This is a genomic window from Aquitalea magnusonii (assembly GCF_002217795.2).
GTDB lineage: Bacteria > Pseudomonadota > Gammaproteobacteria > Burkholderiales > Chromobacteriaceae > Aquitalea > Aquitalea magnusonii_B.
In genome coordinates this window covers 738,893-757,274 of sequence record NZ_AP018823.1, presented here as the reverse complement: position 1 = coordinate 757,274, position 18,382 = coordinate 738,893, and the positions used below count along the sequence as shown (strand labels likewise).

Sequence of the window (18,382 nt, the reverse complement as noted above, 5' to 3'; positions counted from 1 at the left end):
GCTTTTTGGTGAGCGAGTTAACCTTGGCTGCGGCCGGTTGACGCGGCATCAGGTCAGGGTCATTACCCTGCCGGCCGGTTCACTTTCCCGCAGCAGCATCACGCGGCAATACTGCCTGTGACCATGGCTTTCCGGAACGCTGTCATCGCACTGAAATGTGCGGTTGAGCGCACGAAGTATAAGCAATATGACTGACATTCGCAAAGACTCCGTCACGTTTCTTGACGTGGACGAGGGAGATTCCGGCCAGCGGCTGGACAACTTTCTGGTACGCATTCTCAAAGGCGTGCCAAAAAGCCATATTTACCGCATTCTGCGCTCGGGCGAAGTCCGGGTGAACAAAGGCCGTATCGACGCTGCTTACCGCATCCAGGCGGGCGATTCGATCCGCATTCCACCCATCCGCCTGGCCGAGCGCCCGGTCAATGATGTGCCGCCGGGCAGTTTTCCGGTGGTATACGAAGACACGGCCCTGCTGGTGATCGACAAGCCGGCCGGCGTGGCGGTACACGGCGGCAGCGGCGTGTCCTTTGGTGTGATCGAACAATTGCGCAAGGCGCATCCGGACTGGAAATACCTGGAGCTGGTACACCGGCTGGACCGCGAAACCTCCGGCCTGCTGATGCTGGCCAAGAAACGCTCGGCGCTGGTGAAGCTGCACGACATGATGCGCGCGAACGTGCCGGACAAACGCTATCTGGCTCTGGGCATCGGCCAATGGGACCCCAGCAAGAAAGCGGTCAAGCTGCCCTTGTTCAAGTTCCACACCGCCGACGGCGAACGTCGCGTCAAGGTGGCCGAAGGCGACGACGGCCAGTTTGCCCACACCAATTTCAGCATTGTGGAACGCTTTGCCGACTTCACCCTGGTGGAAGCCCATTTGCGTACCGGTCGCACCCACCAGATCCGCGTACACATGCAAGCCAGTGGCTGTCCGATTGCCGGTGATGAAAAATACGGCGACTTTGCGCTTAACAAGGAACTGGCGCGCAGCGGCCTCAAGCGCATGTTCCTGCACGCGCGCAGCCTGACCCTGCCCCACCCGCTGACCGGCGAGCCACTCAAACTGGAAGCCCCCTTGCCTGCCGAACTGGAAGGCTTTTTGCAGAAACTGAGGCGCTGATGGCACGTGTTTACGACCTGCTGGTATTCGACTGGGACGGTACGCTGATGGACTCCACCGCGCATATCACCCACTCCATCCAGAATGCCTGCCGCGAACTGGGCCTGCCGGTGCCAGACCGCCAGGCCGCCAGTCATGTGATCGGCCTGCGGCTGGATCAGGCGCTGCACATGGCCTGCCCCGGCCTTGACGACAGCCAGCACAAAGCCCTCACCGAGAGCTTCATCCGCCATTACCGCAGCAGTGACGATGGCGTGACATTGTTTGATGGTGTGCGCGAAGGCCTGCACGCCTTGCGCGAACGCGGCGTGTTCATCGCGGTGGCCACCGGCAACAGCCGGGTGGGCCTCAATCGCCTGCTGGCGGAAACCGGCCTGGGGCCTTTGTTTGATGCCACCCGCACCGTGGACGAATGCCACTCCAAACCGCATCCGGCCATGCTGCAGGAAATCAGCGACGAGTTGGGCGTGGAACTGGCGCGCACCGTGATGATTGGCGACACCAGCCACGACCTGAACATGGCACTGAATGCGCGGGCCCATGGCGTGGGGGTAAGTTACGGCGCCCACGACGTGAAGCTGCTGCAGGACTGCCAGCCGCAAACCATCGTTCACAGTTTTGCGGAGTTGCAGCAATGGCTGCTGACACGGCTAGACTGATCTGCGACAGCGCGGCCCTGCTCGATAGCGGCCGCGCGGTGCGCTTTGAAGTGCCTGGCCCGGATGGCCAGCCGCAAGCTGCCATCGCCCTGCGCTATCAGGGCCGGGTGTACGGCTATCTGAACGCCTGCCGCCACATTCCCATCGAGCTGGATTTGCAGGATGGCAATGTATTTGATCTGTCCGGCCAGTACCTGGTGTGCAGCATGCATGGCGCACTGTATTTGCCGGCAAATGGCCGCTGCGTGGGCGGCCCTTGCCGCGGGCAAAGCCTGCAGGCGCTGCCGCTGATGGAGGCGGAGGGCAAGGTATGGCTGAATGTCATGCCTGACTGATTTTTGCTAGACTGCCGACATTCGCACTCAGGGCAAGCACAATGAACGACACTCCGAACTGGGAACGCCAGCTAGTGGAAAAACTGGCCATGGCCGCCGTGGTGGAACAACGCCGCGCCCGACGCTGGAAAATCTTTTTCCGCCTGGTGTGGCTGGGCATCATCGCTGCACTACTGGCCACCATCTTCCTGCGTAATGATGACAAATCGACCGAGGCCCTCACCGGCAGCGGCCACACTGCCGTCATCAGCCTGGATGGCGTGATCGACAGCGAAAACAATACCGCCGAAAAACTGAGCGCCGCACTGGAAGACGCCTACGGAGACCGCGGCACGCGCGGCATCATCATCGAGGCCAACAGCCCTGGCGGCAGCCCGGTGCTGTCCGGCATGGCCTATGATGAAATCCGCCGCCAGAAGAAGCTGCACCCCAGCATCCCGGTGTATGTCACGGTGCAGGAAGTGTGCGCCTCCGGTTGCTATTACATTGCCGCCGCTGCCGACAAGATTTTTGTCGACAAGGCCAGCATCATCGGCTCCATCGGCGTACTGTCGGACGGCTTTGGCTTTACCGGGCTGATGGACAAGCTGGGCGTGGAGCGCCGCCTGAAGACAGCAGGTGAAAACAAGGCCATGGGCGACCCCTTCTCCCCGGTCAATCCCAAGCAGGATGCCATCCGCCAGCAATTGCTGGATGACATCCACCAGCAGTTCATCAAGGCGGTGAAGGATGGCCGCGGCAGCCGGCTCAAGAGTGATCCGCAGCTTTTTTCCGGCATGGTGTGGATTGGCGAGAAGGGCATTCCGCTGGGACTGGCCGACGGCCTGGGTAATACCCGCTCGGTTGCGCGCGACGTGATCAAGGCAGAAAAAACCGTGGATTACACTCAACAGGATGACCTGTCCAGCCGCGTGGCACGCAAGATTGGCGTGGAGTTTGCCGGCGGCGTACGCAGCCTGTTCAACACCCGCCTGTTCTGATCATACGGTCCACGGAGCACACAATGGCACGCAGAAGACGTCGGCAGGAAGAAGAACACGAGAACCACGAACGCTGGCTGGTTTCCTATTCCGACTTCATCACCCTGCTGTTTGCCTTTTTCGTGGTGATGTATGCCATTTCCTCGGTCAACGAAGGCAAATACCGGGTGTTGTCCTCCGCCATCGTCGATGCTTTCCGTAGTGGTTCTGCCATCAATATCCAGACCACCCCGCCCACCGGCGGAGCCAACACCATGATAGAGATTCCCGACACCAAGCCGATTGCCAAGGCGGTAAAGGGTGATCACCACATCGACCCGGCTTCCAAGCAGGGTTCACTGGCCGCCGACATGGCCAAGGTGATGGACCCGCTGGTCAAGGGCGGCCAGGTCAACATCACGCAAAGCCCCAAGGGCATTACCGTGGACATCCGCGACACCGCCCTCTTTCCGGTAGGCCAGGCAACACCCAACGACCAGTCACGTCAGATCATGTCCAGCATGGCTGCCCTGCTGTCCAAGGTGGACAACCAGATCCGGGTGGAAGGCTTTACCGACAACGTGCCGATCAAGACCTCCACCTATCCCTCCAACTGGGAGCTGTCCGCCGCACGGGCCGGCAGCGTGGTGCGGCTGTTCCAGGAAAACGGCATCAGCCCGGCACGGCTGGTTGCCGTGGGGCGTGGCGAAAATCTGCCGGTGGCCGACAATGCCACTCCGGACGGCCGCGCCACCAACCGCCGCGTCTCCATCACCGTGCTGGCTGAAGACCAGAACGAAGCCGAAGTGCTGCCATCGCGATCTTCCACCAGCGCGGCATCCGCGCCTGCCGCGGTGCCGGTGGGCAAGTAGCCCTCACAACATAACAGGACATTTTGATGAGCACTCCGCTTCCAGCAGCCGCCCTGGCGCAGCTATTTCACGATGCCCGCACTCACAGCCACTGGCAGCAGCGGGAGGTCAGCGATGAAACGCTGCAACAATTGTTTGAGCTGCTCAAGCTTTGCCCCACCAGCGCCAATGCCTCGCCAGCACGCTTTGTCTTCCTCAAAAGCAGCGCTGCCAAGGAACAACTGCGCCCCTTCTTGATGGAAGGCAATGTGGACAAAACACTTAGCGCACCGGTGTGCGTGATCGTGGCCCAAGACATGCAGTTTTACGAACATCTGCCGCGCCTGTACCCGCATGCCGATGCCAAGAGCTGGTTTGAAGGCAATGCCGCAGCGATAGAATCCACCGCGGCACGCAACAGCAGCCTGCAAGGCGCTTACCTGATCATGGCTGCGCGCTCGCTGGGACTGGACTGCGGCCCGATGTCCGGCTTTGACAATGCCGGCGTGGATCAGGCCTTTTTCCCGGATGGACGGTTCAAATCCAACTTCCTGATCAATCTGGGCTATGGCGAAGCCGGCAAGCTGCACCCGCGCGCGCCGCGCTTTGATTTCGCCGACGTCTGCCAGATCCTCTGAGCCGCCATTCTGACGGTCAGCCAGGCTGCTGACCGTCAAAACTTCGGTTTCACCTGCCTCCCCGGTTATACTAGCGGCCATATTCACTCCGGAGACGCCGATGCTCTACCCCCTTCTGCGCCCTCTGCTGTTCAGATTTGACGCAGAAACCGCCCACGAACATACCCTGCACCTGCTGGACAAGGCACACCAGTTGCGCCTGCTGTCCCTGGCAGCCCCCGCGGCCACGCGTGCGCCAGTCAAGGCCATGGGCCTGACCTTTCCCAATGCGGTAGGCCTGGCGGCAGGGCTGGACAAGAACGGTGATCATATCGATGCACTGGCGGCACTGGGTTTCGGTTTTCTGGAAATCGGCACCATCACGCCACGCCCGCAAGATGGCAACCCCAAACCGCGCCTGTTCCGCGTACCGGAGCATCAGGGCATCATCAACCGCATGGGCTTCAACAACCGTGGTGTCGATGTGCTGCTGGACAATGTGCGCAATTGCCACTTCAACGGCGTATTGGGCATCAATATCGGCAAGAATGCGGTCACTCCCATCGAAAATGCCGTGGATGACTACCTGATCTGCCTGGACAAGGTATATGCCTATGCCAGCTATATCACGGTCAACATCTCCTCGCCCAACACCAAGAATCTGCGTCAGTTGCAACAGGGCGATGAACTATCCCGCCTGCTGACTGCTCTCAAAACCCGTCAGCAGCAATTAGCCGACCAGCATGGCCGCTACGTGCCGCTGGCAGTCAAGATTGCGCCCGACCTGGACGACGAACAGATTGCCGACATTGCCCGCTTGCTGACTGTCAACAAGATTGATGGTGTGATTGCCACCAATACCACCTTGTCGCGCGTGGAGATTGCCGGCCATCCCTTGCAAGACGAGGCCGGGGGCCTGTCTGGCGCGCCGGTACGTGAGCGCTCGACAGCACTGATTCGCAAGCTGGCACGCGAACTGGACGGCAGCCTGCCCATCATTGGCGTAGGCGGTATTTTCAGTGGCGCGGATGCCGTGGAAAAACTGCAAGCTGGTGCTGCGCTGGTGCAACTGTACAGCGGCCTGATCTATCAGGGTCCGCCACTGATTTCCCAGTGCAGCCAGGCCATTGCGCGGCATTTGCAGCAACAATCCCGAAACTGATTTCAAGGAGCCCATCATGTTTTACAAGATGACCCGCCTGGCCTTGCTGGGCAGCCTTTCACTCGGCCTGCTGGCCGGCTGCGCCACCTCGGACTCGGCTGCAGTCTATTCGCAAGGCCAGATGCGCCGCGCACAAACCGTTGAACTCGGCACCGTGGTATCGGTGAGCAACGTGAAGATGGAAGGCAAGAACAACGAACTGCTGACGCTGGGCGGTGCCGCCTTGGGCGGACTGGCTGGCAGTGAGCTGGGTGGTGGCCGCGGTTCGATTGCCGGCGGCATTGTCGGCGCACTGGCCGGCGGCTTTGGCACCCAGGCCGCCCAGCGTAGCCTGGGCACCAAGAACGCACTGGAAGTGACCGTCAAGCTGGATGGCAGTGGCCGCATGATTTCCATCGTGCAGGATGCCGACATCCCGCTGGCCGCCGGCCAGCGCGTGCGGGTACTGACCGGCAGTGGCGACGATCGCGTAGTCCCCTTCTGACCAGCAGCACTATGCAACACGCAACAGGCTGAGCTGGCTCGGCCTGTTGTGCATTTGCCGCCTCAGGCCGTTGGCGGCATCCTTACCCAGCGCCCATCATGCAGGCACTCCAGCGGACGGTACTGCGACTTGTAGGCCATCTTGCGACAATCGGCAATCCAGTAGCCCAGGTACAGATAGGGCAAGCCCCATGTCCGCGCCAGTTCCACCTGCCACAGCACATTGAACACGCCATAGCCCGCCTTGGTATCTTCCGGCGCGTAAAAGGTATACACCGCCGACAGTCCATCCGACAGACGGTCGATCAGGCTGACCATTTTCAGCTCTCCTGCCAGCCGGAACTCCGCCAGCACACTCTCGACACCGCTTTTCAGGATGAACTCCGAATACTGCTGCACATTGTCCTCGGCCATGCCGCCTCCAGCATGGCGTGATTGCTGATAACGGTGATAGAGCTGGTAATGATCGTCACGGAACTCCAGCGGCAACAGCCTGACATCCATCTGCTGCAGACGCCTCCAGCCGCGACGCTGGCTGCGGTTGGGCACAAACTCCGCCACCGGCAGCCTCACCGGCACGCAAGCCTGGCAACTGTCGCAATACGGTCGATAGGTATACAGGCCGCTACGGCGAAAACCCAGCTTCACCAACTGGCTATACACGGCGGCGTCGATGGCTTCGGCAGGAATGGCTACCTGCGACCGCGCCTGGCGATCGTCCAGATAGCTGCAAGGGTACGGTGCGGTTGCATAAAAATGGATGGCAACCGCCGATGGGGCATCACGATGGCTCATTGTCGAAGTGATAGGTCCACATGCTGTCCGCCTGGGGTTCAAGCGTACTTTGCTTCAGCTTAGCAAGAAAAAGGCTTCTTGGAATCAGCCTTGCCCCCAGACTTTCCAGATGCCGGGTGTGCATCTGGCAATCGATCATCCGGACACCATGCTGCCCCAGGTGGCGGGCCATGTGGACAAAGGCAATCTTGGAGGCATCAGTACGGTGAGAAAACATCGATTCGCCGTAAAACATCCGGCCTAGTGCGACACCATACAAACCACCGGCAAGCTCACCATCCATCCACACTTCAAAGGAGTGGGCGGCACCAAGAGCATGCAGCCGGCAGTAGGCATCCACCATGGGCGGGATGATCCAGGTTCCGGCAGCACCGGGGCGGGGTGCGGCACAGGCCGCAATCACCTGCGCAAAGGCGGTATCAATAGTTACACGGTAGGAACGATTACGCAGCACCTTGTCCAGCGAACGCCTGACGTGCAGTTGCTCGGGAAACAGCACCATGCGGCGGGCTGGCGACCACCACAAGATGGGCTCTCCCTCGGAAAACCATGGGAAGATGCCCTGGGAGTAGCCCAGTAGCAGCCGGGCTGGAGACAAGTCCCCGCCGGCGGCCAGCAGGCCATCCGGCTCGGCCAGTGCGGTACGAACCGGAGGAAACACCAGTTCTTGGCCAAGCCAGGGAATCATTACTTACTGCCGGACTTGCCCTGGCACTCTACACATTCGCCATACAGGTACAGGGCGTGCTCGGCGATGCGAAAACCGTGCTGGGCAGCGATGCGGTCTTGCAGTGCTTCGATTTCCGGATCGAAAAACTCCATCACGCTGCCACACTTCACGCACACCATGTGGTCGTGATGACCGCCCTGGTTCAGCTCGTAGACAGCCTTGCCAGATTCGAAATGGTGACGCACCAGAATGCCCGCCTGCTCAAACTGAGTGAGCACACGGTAGATGGTGGCCAGGCCGATATCGATATTTTCGGCCAGCAGTTTACGGTAGACATCTTCGGCAGACATGTGGCGGTCTTCGGTCATCTCGAACAGGTCAAGAATCTTCAGACGCGGGCCGGTAGCCTTCAGGCCGATATCTTTAAGGTGACTGGCTTTGCTCATCGTGATATAAATTGGGTCGATTTTTGAAGCATGATAAAGCCTTTTTGCGGCTTTGCCTAACATCGCCAGTTAAATATTACTCAGCTCATCGGAGTCTCATGCGCGCCCTGACCATCGCTGCCGTCATTGCCCTCTCCGGCTGCACCTCCATGAATCCCGTCCACTGGATTAGTCCTTACAAAATGGAAATCCAGCAGGGCAACTATGTCACCGCAGATGCCGTGGCCAAACTCAAACCCGGCATGACCCGTTCGCAGGTTCGCTTCCTGCTGGGTACGCCGCTGCTGACTGATGCCTTCCACGGCAATCGCTGGGATTATCCTTATCAGGATACCAAGCAAGGCACACTGGTTGACAAGAAACTGCTGACCGTTTTCTTTGACGGTGACACCATGGTGCGTGTGGAAGGTTCGGCGCAACCGGCAGAACGCCCGCTGCTACCGCTTGACGCATCGGCTCCGGCCCAGCAGGCACAGCCCGCCGCGCAGGAAGGTGCAAAACAATGAGTGAACTGAATGTCGTCATTGTTGGTGCTGCCGGCCGCATGGGCCGCACGCTGATCGAATCCGTGCTGGCCACGCCCGGTGCCCGTCTGCACGCCGCTATTGACCGTGCCGGTTCCGACTTCATCGGTCAGGATGCCGGCCTGTTCATCGGCCAGCAGACCGGCGTGAAGATTGCCAGTGATTTTGCCGCCGCCCTGTCCGGTGCCGACGTGGTGATCGACTTCACCCGTCCGGAAGCCACGCTGGACTACCTGCAACACTGCCAGCAGCACGGCGTGCAGATGATTATCGGCACCACCGGCTTTGACGATGCCGGCAAGGCCGCCATCAAGGCTGCCAGCGAAAAAATCGGCATCGTATTTGCCTCCAACTTCAGCGTCGGGGTCAACCTGACCTTCAAGCTGCTGGACATGGCAGCCCGCGTGCTGAACGAGGGCTACGATATCGAAATTACCGAAGCGCATCATCGCTTCAAGGTGGATGCCCCGTCCGGTACCGCCCTGCGCATGGGCGAGGTGATTGCCGACGCGCTGGGCCGTGACCTCAAGCAATGCGCGGTCTATGGCCGTGAAGGCGTCACTGGCGAACGCGATCCGAATACCATCGGCTTTGCCACGGTGCGTGCCGGTGATGTGGTTGGCGATCACACCGTGCTGTTTGCCACATTGGGCGAACGCGTGGAAATCACCCACAAGGCTTCCAGCCGTGCCACCTTTGCCAATGGTGCCGTGCGCGCGGCCAAATGGCTGGCAGAAAAGCCGTCCGGCCTGTTCGACATGCAGGACGTGCTAGGCTTGCGTTAACGCCCGCGCAGCGCCCTGCCTGGGCCAATCTGGCCTGCTGACAGCGCTGCCCACAACGCAAAAGACCCGGTTTTACCGGGTCTTTTGCATGCCAGGGGGCCTTCAACGCCTGCCGCTTCAAGCCAGTCCCCCCTTGGCGGCAAGCGGGTAACAGACTGCCCTTACCTGCACAGAAGCCGATTGCCGGCTTTTCTGCCTGCGATGGTCTATAGCCGTTGCAGCTCCAGATTGGATTTCACTTCAAAACGCTGGCTGATGTTGCCGTCGTTGTCTGCGCTTTCCAGCCGCACATCAAAGCCCCACAAGCGCCCCACGTGCTTGAGCACTTCCTGCGCACTGCCTTCGTCCAGCGGACGGCGATTGTGCATGGTGTGACGCAGGGTCAGGCTGCGATCCCCGCGTACATTCACCGACCACACCTGGATATTCGGCTCGCGCGAACCCAGATTGTATTGCTCGGCCAGCTTGCTGCGGATGTCGCGGTAGCCGTTTTCATCATGAATGGCCGACACTTCCAGCTTGTCCTCATGGTCGTCATCACGAATGGCGAACAGGCGGAATTCACGGATCAGCTTGGGTGACAGGTACTGCGAGATGAAGCTCTCGTCCTTGAAGTTCTTCATGGCGAACTCCAGCGATGCACGCCAGTCGGTACCGGCCAGATCGGGGAACCAGGCCTTGTCTTCCTCGGTGGGGTTCTCGCAAATGCGCTTGATGTCCTGGTACATGGCAAAACCCAGCGCATACGGGTTGATGCCGTTATACCAGCGTGCGGTTACCGGCGGCTGGTACACCACATTGGTGTGACTTTGCAAAAACTCCATCATGAAGCCATCGGTCACCAGCCCTTTTTCGTACAGGCGGTTGAGAATGGTGTAATGCCAGAAGGTGGCCCAGCCCTCGTTCATCACCTGGGTCTGGCGTTGCGGGTAGAAATACTGGGCAATCTTGCGCACGATGCGCACCAGTTCGCGCTGCCACGGCTCCAGCAGCGGCGCGGATTTTTCGATGAAGTACAGCAGGTTTTCCTGCGGTTCGGCCGGGAAACGCGGCGGCTCGCGATTGGCATCATCCTTGTCACGGCGCGGAATGGTGCGCCACAAGTCGTTCACCTGCATTTGCAGATACTGCTCGCGTTCTTCCTGCCGCGCCTGTTCTTCGGCCAGCGACAGCTTTTGCGGCCGCTTGTAGCGGTCCACGCCGTAATTCATCAGCGCGTGGCAGGAGTCCAGCAGTTCTTCCACCGCATCGATGCCATAACGCTCCTCGCATTTGCTGATGTAGGACTTGGCAAACACCAGGTAGTCGACAATGGCCGAGGCATCGGTCCAGGCACGGAACAGGTAATTGCCCTTGAAGAAGCTGTTGTGGCCATAGGCGGCATGGGCAATCACCAGCGCCTGCATGGTCATGGAGTTCTCTTCCATCAAATAGGCAATGCAGGGGCTGGAATTGATGACGATTTCGTAGGCCAGGCCCATCTGGCCGCGCTTGTAGCTTTTTTCGGTGGAGACGAAATGCTTGCCGAAGCTCCAGTGGTGATAATTCACCGGCATGCCTACCGAGGAGTAGGCATCCATCATCTGCTCGGCAGTAATCACCTCCAGCTGGTTGGGATAGACATCCAGCTTGAATTCATCCACCGCAATCTTGCGGATTTCACGGTCGTACTCGTCAATCAGGTCGAAGGTCCATTCGGACCCGGTGGAAATGGGTGTCATGCTGTTTTCCCCTTGGCTGACAGCCCTTGCGCTCAAGCGCGCGTGGCTGGCTGGCGTTTGAACAGCTCCCGGAAAACCGGATAAATGTCGGAGGCAGAACGGATTTTCTGCATGGCAAAGTGACGCTGGCGCTCCTTGACCTTGAGGTACTCGTACCACAGGTTCTGCGGCTCCCCTTCGGTGATTTCGATGTAGGCGAAATACTGGCAGTAAGGCAGCAGTTGTTCTTCCATGATGCGGCCGCAATTGGCCGAATCACTGTCCCAGTTGTCGCCATCGGATGCCTGGGCGGCGTAGATGTTCCACTCGCTGCTGCTGTAGCGTTTCTTGACGATGTCCGCCATCAGGTTGAGTGCGGAGGACACCACGGTGCCGCCGCTTTCGCGCGAATGGAAAAAGTCTTCTTCGTTCACCTCCACCGCACTGGTGTGATGACGGATGAACACCACTTCGATCTTGTCGTAGTTACGCTGCAAAAACAGGTAGAGCAGGATGAAAAAGCGCTTGGCCATGTCCTTCTTCTGCTCGTCCATGGAACCGGACACATCCATGATGCAGAACATCACCGCCTGGCTGGTGGGTTTGGGCTGCTGGATCCGGTTGTTGTAACGCAAATCGAAGGGGTCGATGAAAGGAATGCTGGCCAGCTTCTCGCGCAGCAGATGAATGCGTTTGCGTTGCTCACGCACGTCCTGCGTGCTTTCATCGTCCGATTCCAGCAGTGCGTCCAGATCCTCCTCGGCCTCGCCCAGCCGGGCTAGCGTTGGCGCAGCCATGGCCACCCGCCGCGCCAGCGCACCGCGCAAGGAGCGCACGATGCTGATATTGGCCGGGGTGCCGTCATTGGTGTAACCGGCACGCACCTGCTTGAGTTCTTCCACCCCCATCAGCTGGGTCTTGATCAGGTTGGGCAGCGCCAGGTCATCAAAAAACACATTGAGAAACTCTTCGCGCGACAGTTCAAAGACAAAATCGTCTTCGCCCTCGCCATCCTGGCTGGCCTTGCCGCCGCCCCCGCCACCGCCGCCACCTTGCGGACGGGCAATGCGGTCGCCACGGATGAATTCCTCATTGCCCGGATGCACCTGTTCGCGCACTCCGCCCTGGCCATGATGGAATACCGGCTCGGAAATATCCTTGACCGGAATCGACACCTTCTCGCCACTCTCGATGTCGGTGATGCTGCGTCCCTTCACCGCACGGGAAACGGCTTCCTTGATTTGCGCCTTGAAGCGGCGCAAGAAGCGTTCGCGATTGACCGCGGACTTGTTCTTGCCGTTCAGACGTCTGTCTATGATGTGGGACATGGCAACCTCGCTGTTGTCTCCTGCGGCCTGACGGGGCATACCTGCACACCTGTGCCAAGCCATGCCGGACCTGTCATTTAAGACAGGCCGGGCCAGAATTGGTGCCGCCATGCCGGGTGCACGCACCCGGCAAGCACGGCTTGGTCAGGAGGACTTGCGTACCCGCAGATACCATTCGCACAACAGGCGTACCTGTTTGGCGGTATAGCCCTTTTCCACCATGCGGTTGACGAAGTCTTCGTGCTTCTTGGCATCTTCCACGCTGGCCTTGGCATTGAAGGAAATCACCGGCAGCAGCTCTTCGGTATTGGAGAACATCTTCTTCTCGATCACCGTGCGCAGCTTTTCGTAGCTGGTCCAGGTCGGGTTCTTGCCGCCGTTGTTGGCCCGGGCCCGCAGCACGAAGTTGACGATCTCATTGCGGAAGTCCTTGGGATTGGAAATTCCGGCCGGTTTTTCGATTTTCTCCAGTTCGCCATTGAGCGAAGTACGGTCAAAGATTTCACCGGTGTCCTGATCGCGGTATTCCTGGTCTTGTATCCAGTAGTCGGCGAAGGTGACATAGCGGTCGAAAATGTTCTGCCCGTATTCCGAGTAGCTTTCCAGATAAGCAGTCTGGATTTCCTTGCCGATGAACTCGACATACTTCGGCGCCAGATACTCTTTCAGGAAAGTCAGGTACTTCTGTTCCTGCTCGGCCGGGAACTGTTCGCGCTCTACCTGCTGTTCCAGCACATACAACAGATGCACCGGGTTGGCGGCTACCTCCTGATTATCAAAGTTGAACACCTTGGACAGGATCTTGTAGGCAAAGCGGGTGGAAAGACCGTTCATGCCCTCGTCCACCCCGGCATAGTCGCGGTATTCCTGCAGCGACTTGGCCTTGGGATCGGTGTCTTTCAGGTTGTCGCCGTCGTACACCTGCATCTTGCTGAACAGGCTGGAATTCTCCGGCTCTTTCAGGCGCGACAGGATGGCAAACTGGGCCATCATTTTCAGCGTTCCCGGTGCGCACGGCGCATTGCCCAGCGAAGAGTTGCGGATCAGCTTGTCGTAGATCTTGATCTCTTCGGTCACGCGCAGGCAGTACGGCACCTTGACGATGTAAATACGGTCGAGGAAGGCCTCGTTGTTCTTGTTGTTGCGGAACTGTTTCCACTCCGATTCATTGGAGTGCGCCAGCACGATGCCATCGAACGGAATGGCACCAAAGCCTTCGGTTCCCTTGAAGTTGCTTTCCTGGGTAGCGGTCAGCAGCGGGTGCAGCACCTTGATGGGTGCCTTGAACATTTCCACAAACTCCAGCAAACCCTGGTTGGCCAGGCAGAGGCCACCGGAGTAGCTGTAGGCATCCGGGTCGTCCTGGGCGTATTTTTCCAGTTTGCGGATGTCCACCTTGCCCACCAGCGAGCTGATGTCCTGGTTGTTTTCGTCGCCCGGCTCGGTCTTGGCCACGGCAATCTGGCGCAGTACCGACGGGTAACGCTTCACCACCTTGAACTGGCCAATATCACCGTTGTACTCGTGCAGGCGTTTCACCGCCCACGGGCTGGGGATGGTTTTCAGATAGCGGCGCGGAATGCCGAATTCTTCTTCCAGAATGGCACCGTCTTCTTCCACATTGAACAAGCCCAGCGGCGACTCGTTCAGCGGGCTGCCCTTGAGGCAGTAGAACGGCACTTGTTCCATCAGCTCTTTGAGCTTTTCGGCAATGGAAGACTTGCCGCCGCCCACCGGCCCCAGCAGGTAGAGAATCTGTTTCTTCTCTTCCAGCCCTTGGGCGGCGTGGCGGAAGTAGGCCACCACCTGCTCGATCACCTCTTCGGTGCCGTAAAACTCACGGAAGGCGGGGTAAACCTTGATCACCTTGTTGGAAAAGATGCGTGACAGGCGCTGGTCGTGACGGGTATCCACCAGCTCCGGCTCGCCAATGGCTGCCAGCATGCGCTCAGAGGCCGTGGCATAGGCGGTGCGATCGCGCTTGCAGATCTCCAGATACTCCTGGATGGTGTATTCCTCTTCGCGCGTCTTGTCGTAACGGGAGGCGTAGTGGCTCAAGATATCCGGGTGCATGGCTCTCTCCTGGCTGGTTGCAGGGGCGCGCACGGCGTGCATGGTGCACCCGCTATCCCCTTGCAAAATGAGTGTACTGACTGGCTTTCAGGTTCTCTTTTTCTGGGTATAGCACATGCAGGGAAGAGCAAGAACAAAAGCAACAAAACAATTGAAAACACCAAATAAATTCATTAAGTAACTGAATTTGCTATGGAATTTTCCTGAAATGACAAAAGAAAATTCAATACAAAATGCTTGCCATATCGAATTTTCAAAAATAAGTCATTTAAAATCAACAACATAAAAAAGCACCCCCGACTGAAAGTACGGGGGTGCTTTTATGTATCAATTTGCAAGCAGATGTTTCAGTTTTTGCGCTTGATGATGCGGGTGCCGATTTCGTATACCAGACCACGCTTGACCTCATTGCAGCGGCGCACTTCCACTTCGGCTTCCAGCGGCTTGCCCGGCAAACCACCCACCGCAGGTGCCAGTACGATCACTGACAGCCTCTCGCCGTGCTGTGGCACAAAAGAACTGCGAAAGGCCATGCCGTCTACCGACAGGTCAACGCACTCGCCATAGTGGGTTTCCCCCGTGTGCAGGGACTTGATGCGGGCCTTGCAGCCCATCTGCAGACGGCGTGCTCCGCGGCGTTCGTGGTAAGGGTCAAACGGCGGCACCAGGCAGTCTCCCGTCGAGATGGGCTGCCAGCCAGTGCAGGCCGACGATGGACTTGCTATCGCAGATTTCCCCGCTCAGCGCCATCTGCATCACCTGCTGCAGCGGCAGGGTGAACACTTCCAGAAACTCGCCCTCATCCAGTTCGCGCTCACCCAGCTCCAGATCCTCGGCCAGGTAGTAGCTGATCTGTTCGTTGGAATAACCGATGCAGGGATACGCCGTGCCCAGATGCAGCCAGCGTCCGGCGCGATAGCCGGTTTCCTCCAGCAGCTCGCGGCGGGCGGTCAGTGCCGGGGCTTCGTCGGGGTCTATCTTGCCGGCCGGAATTTCCACAAACACACGGCCCGCCGGGTAACGGTACTGGCGCTCCAGCACCAGTTGGCGGTCTGCGGTCAGCGCCAGAATGGCGACCGCGCCCGGGTGCAGGATGTACTCACGGCTGGACTCGGAACCATCCGGCAGCAATACCTTGTCCTTGTGTACCTGAAGAAATCCACCCTCGTACACCAGTGCTGACTGCAATTTCTTTTCAACAAGATCCACGTGCTGCCTTTCTGTTTTTCCAGTTACGGACCACCGCACAACGCCAGCTCACCATGACCGCCACATAGCCCAGGGTGGACAGCAGCAGCCCCAACACCAGCAAACCCAGCAACAAGGGCCATCCCAGTGCCAGCAGCCAGTCCAGCATTTGCCGTCCCCATTGCCACCAGGCCAGCTCCCCCCATGCAGGAGGCTGGCTCATTGTACCTGCAGCCGGGTCGCCCAGTAACAGCAGTCCGCAGGAATACGCCAGAAAATAAAGCGGCAGGATGGTAAGCGGATTGCTGTACAGCGTAGCCAGCAGGGCTGCCGGCACATTGACCCTGAGCAATAGTGCCAGCACCAGGGCTGAAAAACGCTTGGGGGGGCCGGGCAGCAAGCCAGCGCATAAACCCAGCGCCACCCCCCGTGCCACTTTGCGGCGGTTCAAACTCCAGCAGGCGGGCTGATCCAGCCAGCTTCCCAGCCAGCCCAGACCGGGTCGATGCAACAACTGGTGTCGATAATCGCTGACACGGCGCAGGAAATTTCGCATCGCAGGTGTTGCTCCCCGTTGTCGTAACGCCACACAGACGCGCACCGGCTGACAAAAAGGAGTTGTCAAACGGCACGGAATAATTTAAACAAGCGTTTGAATTAAGCGGACCGACAAAAACCTACCGCCGCCAATGGCTATTCGACCCGGAAAACCCGGGCAGCGCAACCAACAAGGAGAGACCTCATGCCCGCATACAAAGCCCCGCTGCGTGACTTTGATTTTGTGCTCAACGAATTGATCAAGGTACAGGACATCATCCCCGGCTTGCCCGGCTACGAGGAAGCCACCCAGGACATTTTCACCTCCTACCTGGAAGCCGCTGCCCAGTTTTGCGAAAGCGAGCTGGCACCCTTGAACCGCCAGGCCGATGAAGAAGGCTGCCAGTTTGACCCCAGCACCAAGGCCGTCACCACCCCGCCGGGCTTCAAGGAAGCCTACAAGCAATATTGCGAGCTGGGCTTTCCGGCGCTGGACTGTGACCCGGCCTACGGCGGCCAGGGCATGCCCAAATCGCTGGCCTTCCCCATCATGGAAATGCAGTGTTCGTCCAATGTGGCCTGGTCGATGTACCCCGGCCTGTCGCATGGCGCCTATGCTGCCATCCACGCGCACGGCACCGAAGCACAGAAAGCCAGCTACCTGCCCCGCCTGGTGGATGGCAGTTGGACCGGCACCATGTGCCTGACCGAACCGCACTGCGGCACCGACCTGGGCCTGTTGAAAACCCGTGCCGAGCCCAAGGCTGATGGCAGCTACCGCATTACCGGTACCAAGATTTTCATCTCGGCGGGCGAGCACGACATGTCCGACAACATCATTCATCTGGTACTGGCACGCTTGCCGGATGCACCGAAGGATGTGAAGGGCATCTCGCTGTTCATCGTGCCCAAATTCCTGGCCGATGGCAGCCGCAACACCGTGGCCTGCGGCAGCCTGGAACACAAGATGGGCATCAAGGCCAATGCCACGGCAGTGATCAATCTGGATGAGGCACAGGGCTGGCTGATTGGCGAGGCCAACAAGGGCCTGGCCTGCATGTTCACCATGATGAACGCCGCCCGCCTGGGTTGCGGCATGCAGGGCCTGGGCATTGGCGAAGCCTCCTTCCAGGGCGCGCTGGCTTATGCGCGCGAACGCCTGCAAATGCGCGCACTCACCGGTGCCAAATGTCCGGACAAACCGGCCGATCCCATCATCGTGCATCCGGACGTGCGCCGCATGCTGCTGACCCAGAAAGCCTATACCGAAGCTGGCCGCGCATTGACCGCCCTGCTGGCGCTGCAACTGGATATCGAAGACAAGCATCCGGATGCCGCACAGCGGCAGGATGCGGCGGACCTGGTGGCCCTGCTCACCCCGGTGGCCAAGGCCTTCATGACCGACAACGGTTTTGAAGCGGCCAATATGGGCATGCAGGTATTTGGTGGCCACGGCTTCATTCGCGAATGGGGCATGGAGCAACTGGTGCGCGACTGCCGCATCTCGCAAATCTACGAAGGCACCAACGGCATCCAGGCCATCGACCTGCTGGGCCGCAAGGTATTGCTGGATCAGGGCCAGAAACTGCGCAAGTTCACCAAGCAGATTCACCAGTTCTGCCAGGCCAATGAAGGCAATGACAAGCTGGCCGAATACATTGCCCCGCTATCCAGGCTGATGAAGGATGTGGGCGAAGTCACCATGGGCATTGGCATGGCCAGCCTGCAGAACAAGGACGAAGCCGGTGCAGCCGCTACCGACTACCTGCGCCTGATCGGCCATCTGACCTATGCCTGGCTGTGGGCGCGCATGGCAGAAGTGGCGCATGCCAGCCTGGGCAAGGGGGACGATGCCTTCTACCAGGCCAAGATCGCCACTGGTCGCTTCTACATGGCCAAACTCTTCCCCGAAGTGCATACCCTGCTGGCGCGCATCAAGGGCGGTGCTGCACCGCTGATGTCGCTGGATGAAGAACACTTCGCGTTCTGATTGATTGCTGGCTCTACCCTTTGTAACGGCCCTGCGGGGCCGTTTTTTTGGCCGGCCACCCTGCTGCACATAAAAAAAAAGCCCGGAAAAACCGGGCTTATGAATAAAGGAATGAAAAAAAGAGAGCTCGTACTCTCGGTTTCATTCTAATCAAAAC

Annotated in this window: 20 protein-coding genes; 11 read left to right on the top strand and 9 right to left on the bottom strand. The window is 59.1% G+C overall.

What is annotated here, in order from left to right:
- Positions 1-187 precede the first annotated feature (187 nt).
- The 8 genes from DLM_RS03615 to DLM_RS03580 all read left to right on the top strand — a co-directional run bounded on the left by DLM_RS03615 (position 188) and on the right by DLM_RS03580 (position 6,190).
- Positions 188-1,123 (top strand): RluA family pseudouridine synthase, encoded by a 936-nt coding sequence (locus DLM_RS03615; protein WP_089082723.1) that lies wholly within the window; start codon positions 188-190, stop codon positions 1,121-1,123.
- Entirely contained in the window at positions 1,123-1,782 is a 660-nt protein-coding gene (locus DLM_RS03610) for an HAD-IA family hydrolase (RefSeq protein ID WP_089082724.1), read from the top strand. The genes DLM_RS03615 and DLM_RS03610 overlap by 1 nt, the downstream gene beginning before the upstream one ends.
- Positions 1,758-2,117: a Rieske (2Fe-2S) protein gene (locus DLM_RS03605; RefSeq protein ID WP_089082725.1), complete on the top strand. Its 360-nt coding sequence runs from the start codon at positions 1,758-1,760 to the stop codon at positions 2,115-2,117. The genes DLM_RS03610 and DLM_RS03605 overlap by 25 nt, the downstream gene beginning before the upstream one ends.
- A gap of 41 nt (positions 2,118-2,158) precedes the next feature.
- Positions 2,159-3,097, top strand: a complete 939-nt coding sequence (locus tag DLM_RS03600) for a S49 family peptidase (protein ID WP_089082726.1) — start codon at positions 2,159-2,161, stop codon at positions 3,095-3,097.
- Between the two features lie 23 nt (positions 3,098-3,120).
- Positions 3,121-3,948, top strand: coding sequence for a flagellar motor protein MotD (motD, locus tag DLM_RS03595; RefSeq protein WP_089082727.1), 828 nt, complete (start codon positions 3,121-3,123; stop codon positions 3,946-3,948).
- A gap of 26 nt (positions 3,949-3,974) precedes the next feature.
- On the top strand, positions 3,975-4,565 hold the full coding sequence (locus DLM_RS03590; RefSeq protein ID WP_089082728.1) for a malonic semialdehyde reductase: 591 nt from the start codon (positions 3,975-3,977) through the stop codon (positions 4,563-4,565).
- A gap of 100 nt (positions 4,566-4,665) precedes the next feature.
- Entirely contained in the window at positions 4,666-5,706 is a 1,041-nt protein-coding gene (locus DLM_RS03585; protein WP_089082729.1) for a quinone-dependent dihydroorotate dehydrogenase, read from the top strand.
- Between the two features lie 16 nt (positions 5,707-5,722).
- On the top strand, positions 5,723-6,190 hold the full coding sequence (locus DLM_RS03580; protein WP_089082791.1) for a glycine zipper 2TM domain-containing protein: 468 nt from the start codon (positions 5,723-5,725) through the stop codon (positions 6,188-6,190).
- A 62-nt stretch (positions 6,191-6,252) separates the two neighbouring features.
- Here the strand turns inward: DLM_RS03580 and DLM_RS03575 are convergent, their stop codons facing one another.
- From DLM_RS03575 to fur, 3 genes are read right to left on the bottom strand one after another with little or no spacing between them, the layout of a single operon-like run.
- Positions 6,253-6,984: an arginyltransferase gene (locus DLM_RS03575; protein ID WP_089082730.1), complete on the bottom strand. Its 732-nt coding sequence runs from the start codon at positions 6,982-6,984 to the stop codon at positions 6,253-6,255.
- A complete protein-coding gene (gene aat / locus DLM_RS03570; protein WP_089082731.1) occupies positions 6,971-7,672 on the bottom strand; it encodes a leucyl/phenylalanyl-tRNA--protein transferase in 702 nt (233 codons plus the stop codon). Before aat ends, DLM_RS03575 begins: the two co-directional genes overlap by 14 nt.
- Positions 7,672-8,100: a ferric iron uptake transcriptional regulator gene (gene fur / locus DLM_RS03565; RefSeq protein ID WP_089082732.1), complete on the bottom strand. Its 429-nt coding sequence runs from the start codon at positions 8,098-8,100 to the stop codon at positions 7,672-7,674. The genes aat and fur overlap by 1 nt, the downstream gene beginning before the upstream one ends.
- A 98-nt stretch (positions 8,101-8,198) precedes the next feature.
- Between fur and DLM_RS03560 the strand changes: the two genes are divergently transcribed.
- The gene (locus DLM_RS03560) at positions 8,199-8,606 is read left to right on the top strand and encodes an outer membrane protein assembly factor BamE (RefSeq protein WP_089082733.1); all 408 of its coding nucleotides are present in this window, start codon (positions 8,199-8,201) and stop codon (positions 8,604-8,606) included.
- Complete coding sequence (gene dapB, locus DLM_RS03555) at positions 8,603-9,409, top strand: 4-hydroxy-tetrahydrodipicolinate reductase (protein ID WP_089082734.1); 807 nt, start codon at positions 8,603-8,605, stop codon at positions 9,407-9,409. The genes DLM_RS03560 and dapB overlap by 4 nt, the downstream gene beginning before the upstream one ends.
- Before the next feature lie 206 nt (positions 9,410-9,615).
- On the opposite strand, the gene DLM_RS03550 is transcribed toward dapB, so the two are convergent.
- The 6 genes from DLM_RS03550 to DLM_RS03525 form a co-directional block, all read right to left on the bottom strand.
- Positions 9,616-11,130 carry a SpoVR family protein gene (locus DLM_RS03550; RefSeq protein ID WP_089082735.1) on the bottom strand — a complete coding sequence of 505 codons (1,515 nt, stop codon included), beginning with the start codon at positions 11,128-11,130 and terminating at the stop codon, positions 9,616-9,618.
- A 32-nt stretch (positions 11,131-11,162) separates the two neighbouring features.
- Positions 11,163-12,437: a YeaH/YhbH family protein gene (locus DLM_RS03545; protein WP_089082792.1), complete on the bottom strand. Its 1,275-nt coding sequence runs from the start codon at positions 12,435-12,437 to the stop codon at positions 11,163-11,165.
- Between the two features lie 144 nt (positions 12,438-12,581).
- Positions 12,582-14,510: a PrkA family serine protein kinase gene (locus tag DLM_RS03540; RefSeq protein ID WP_089082736.1), complete on the bottom strand. Its 1,929-nt coding sequence runs from the start codon at positions 14,508-14,510 to the stop codon at positions 12,582-12,584.
- Positions 14,511-14,857: 347 nt separating this feature from the next.
- Positions 14,858-15,175, bottom strand: a complete 318-nt coding sequence (locus DLM_RS03535) for a PilZ domain-containing protein (RefSeq protein WP_089082737.1) — start codon at positions 15,173-15,175, stop codon at positions 14,858-14,860.
- Positions 15,162-15,719 (bottom strand): NUDIX domain-containing protein, encoded by a 558-nt coding sequence (locus tag DLM_RS03530; protein WP_089082738.1) that lies wholly within the window; start codon positions 15,717-15,719, stop codon positions 15,162-15,164. Before DLM_RS03530 ends, DLM_RS03535 begins: the two co-directional genes overlap by 14 nt.
- Positions 15,706-16,254 carry a DUF2062 domain-containing protein gene (locus DLM_RS03525; protein ID WP_089082739.1) on the bottom strand — a complete coding sequence of 183 codons (549 nt, stop codon included), beginning with the start codon at positions 16,252-16,254 and terminating at the stop codon, positions 15,706-15,708. The genes DLM_RS03530 and DLM_RS03525 overlap by 14 nt, the downstream gene beginning before the upstream one ends.
- 186 nt (positions 16,255-16,440) lie before the next feature.
- Between DLM_RS03525 and DLM_RS03520 the strand changes: the two genes are divergently transcribed.
- Positions 16,441-18,225 (top strand): acyl-CoA dehydrogenase C-terminal domain-containing protein, encoded by a 1,785-nt coding sequence (locus DLM_RS03520; protein WP_089082740.1) that lies wholly within the window; start codon positions 16,441-16,443, stop codon positions 18,223-18,225.
- Positions 18,226-18,382 lie beyond the last annotated feature (157 nt).

Coding starts and splice junctions, on each gene's coding strand:
- motD (WP_089082727.1), top strand. CDS start 3,121: ATGGCACGCAGAAGACGTCGGCAGGAAGAAGAACACGAGAACCACGAA.
- DLM_RS03575 (WP_089082730.1), bottom strand. CDS start 6,984: ATGAGCCATCGTGATGCCCCATCGGCGGTTGCCATCCATTTTTATGCA.
- DLM_RS03545 (WP_089082792.1), bottom strand. CDS start 12,437: ATGTCCCACATCATAGACAGACGTCTGAACGGCAAGAACAAGTCCGCG.
- dapB (WP_089082734.1), top strand. CDS start 8,603: ATGAGTGAACTGAATGTCGTCATTGTTGGTGCTGCCGGCCGCATGGGC.
- aat (WP_089082731.1), bottom strand. CDS start 7,672: ATGATTCCCTGGCTTGGCCAAGAACTGGTGTTTCCTCCGGTTCGTACC.
- DLM_RS03550 (WP_089082735.1), bottom strand. CDS start 11,130: ATGACACCCATTTCCACCGGGTCCGAATGGACCTTCGACCTGATTGAC.
- DLM_RS03585 (WP_089082729.1), top strand. CDS start 4,666: ATGCTCTACCCCCTTCTGCGCCCTCTGCTGTTCAGATTTGACGCAGAA.
- DLM_RS03600 (WP_089082726.1), top strand. CDS start 2,159: ATGAACGACACTCCGAACTGGGAACGCCAGCTAGTGGAAAAACTGGCC.
- DLM_RS03580 (WP_089082791.1), top strand. CDS start 5,723: ATGTTTTACAAGATGACCCGCCTGGCCTTGCTGGGCAGCCTTTCACTC.
- DLM_RS03520 (WP_089082740.1), top strand. CDS start 16,441: ATGCCCGCATACAAAGCCCCGCTGCGTGACTTTGATTTTGTGCTCAAC.
- DLM_RS03540 (WP_089082736.1), bottom strand. CDS start 14,510: ATGCACCCGGATATCTTGAGCCACTACGCCTCCCGTTACGACAAGACG.
- fur (WP_089082732.1), bottom strand. CDS start 8,100: ATGAGCAAAGCCAGTCACCTTAAAGATATCGGCCTGAAGGCTACCGGC.
- DLM_RS03615 (WP_089082723.1), top strand. CDS start 188: ATGACTGACATTCGCAAAGACTCCGTCACGTTTCTTGACGTGGACGAG.
- DLM_RS03605 (WP_089082725.1), top strand. CDS start 1,758: ATGGCTGCTGACACGGCTAGACTGATCTGCGACAGCGCGGCCCTGCTC.
- DLM_RS03610 (WP_089082724.1), top strand. CDS start 1,123: ATGGCACGTGTTTACGACCTGCTGGTATTCGACTGGGACGGTACGCTG.
- DLM_RS03590 (WP_089082728.1), top strand. CDS start 3,975: ATGAGCACTCCGCTTCCAGCAGCCGCCCTGGCGCAGCTATTTCACGAT.
- DLM_RS03525 (WP_089082739.1), bottom strand. CDS start 16,254: ATGCGAAATTTCCTGCGCCGTGTCAGCGATTATCGACACCAGTTGTTG.
- DLM_RS03560 (WP_089082733.1), top strand. CDS start 8,199: ATGCGCGCCCTGACCATCGCTGCCGTCATTGCCCTCTCCGGCTGCACC.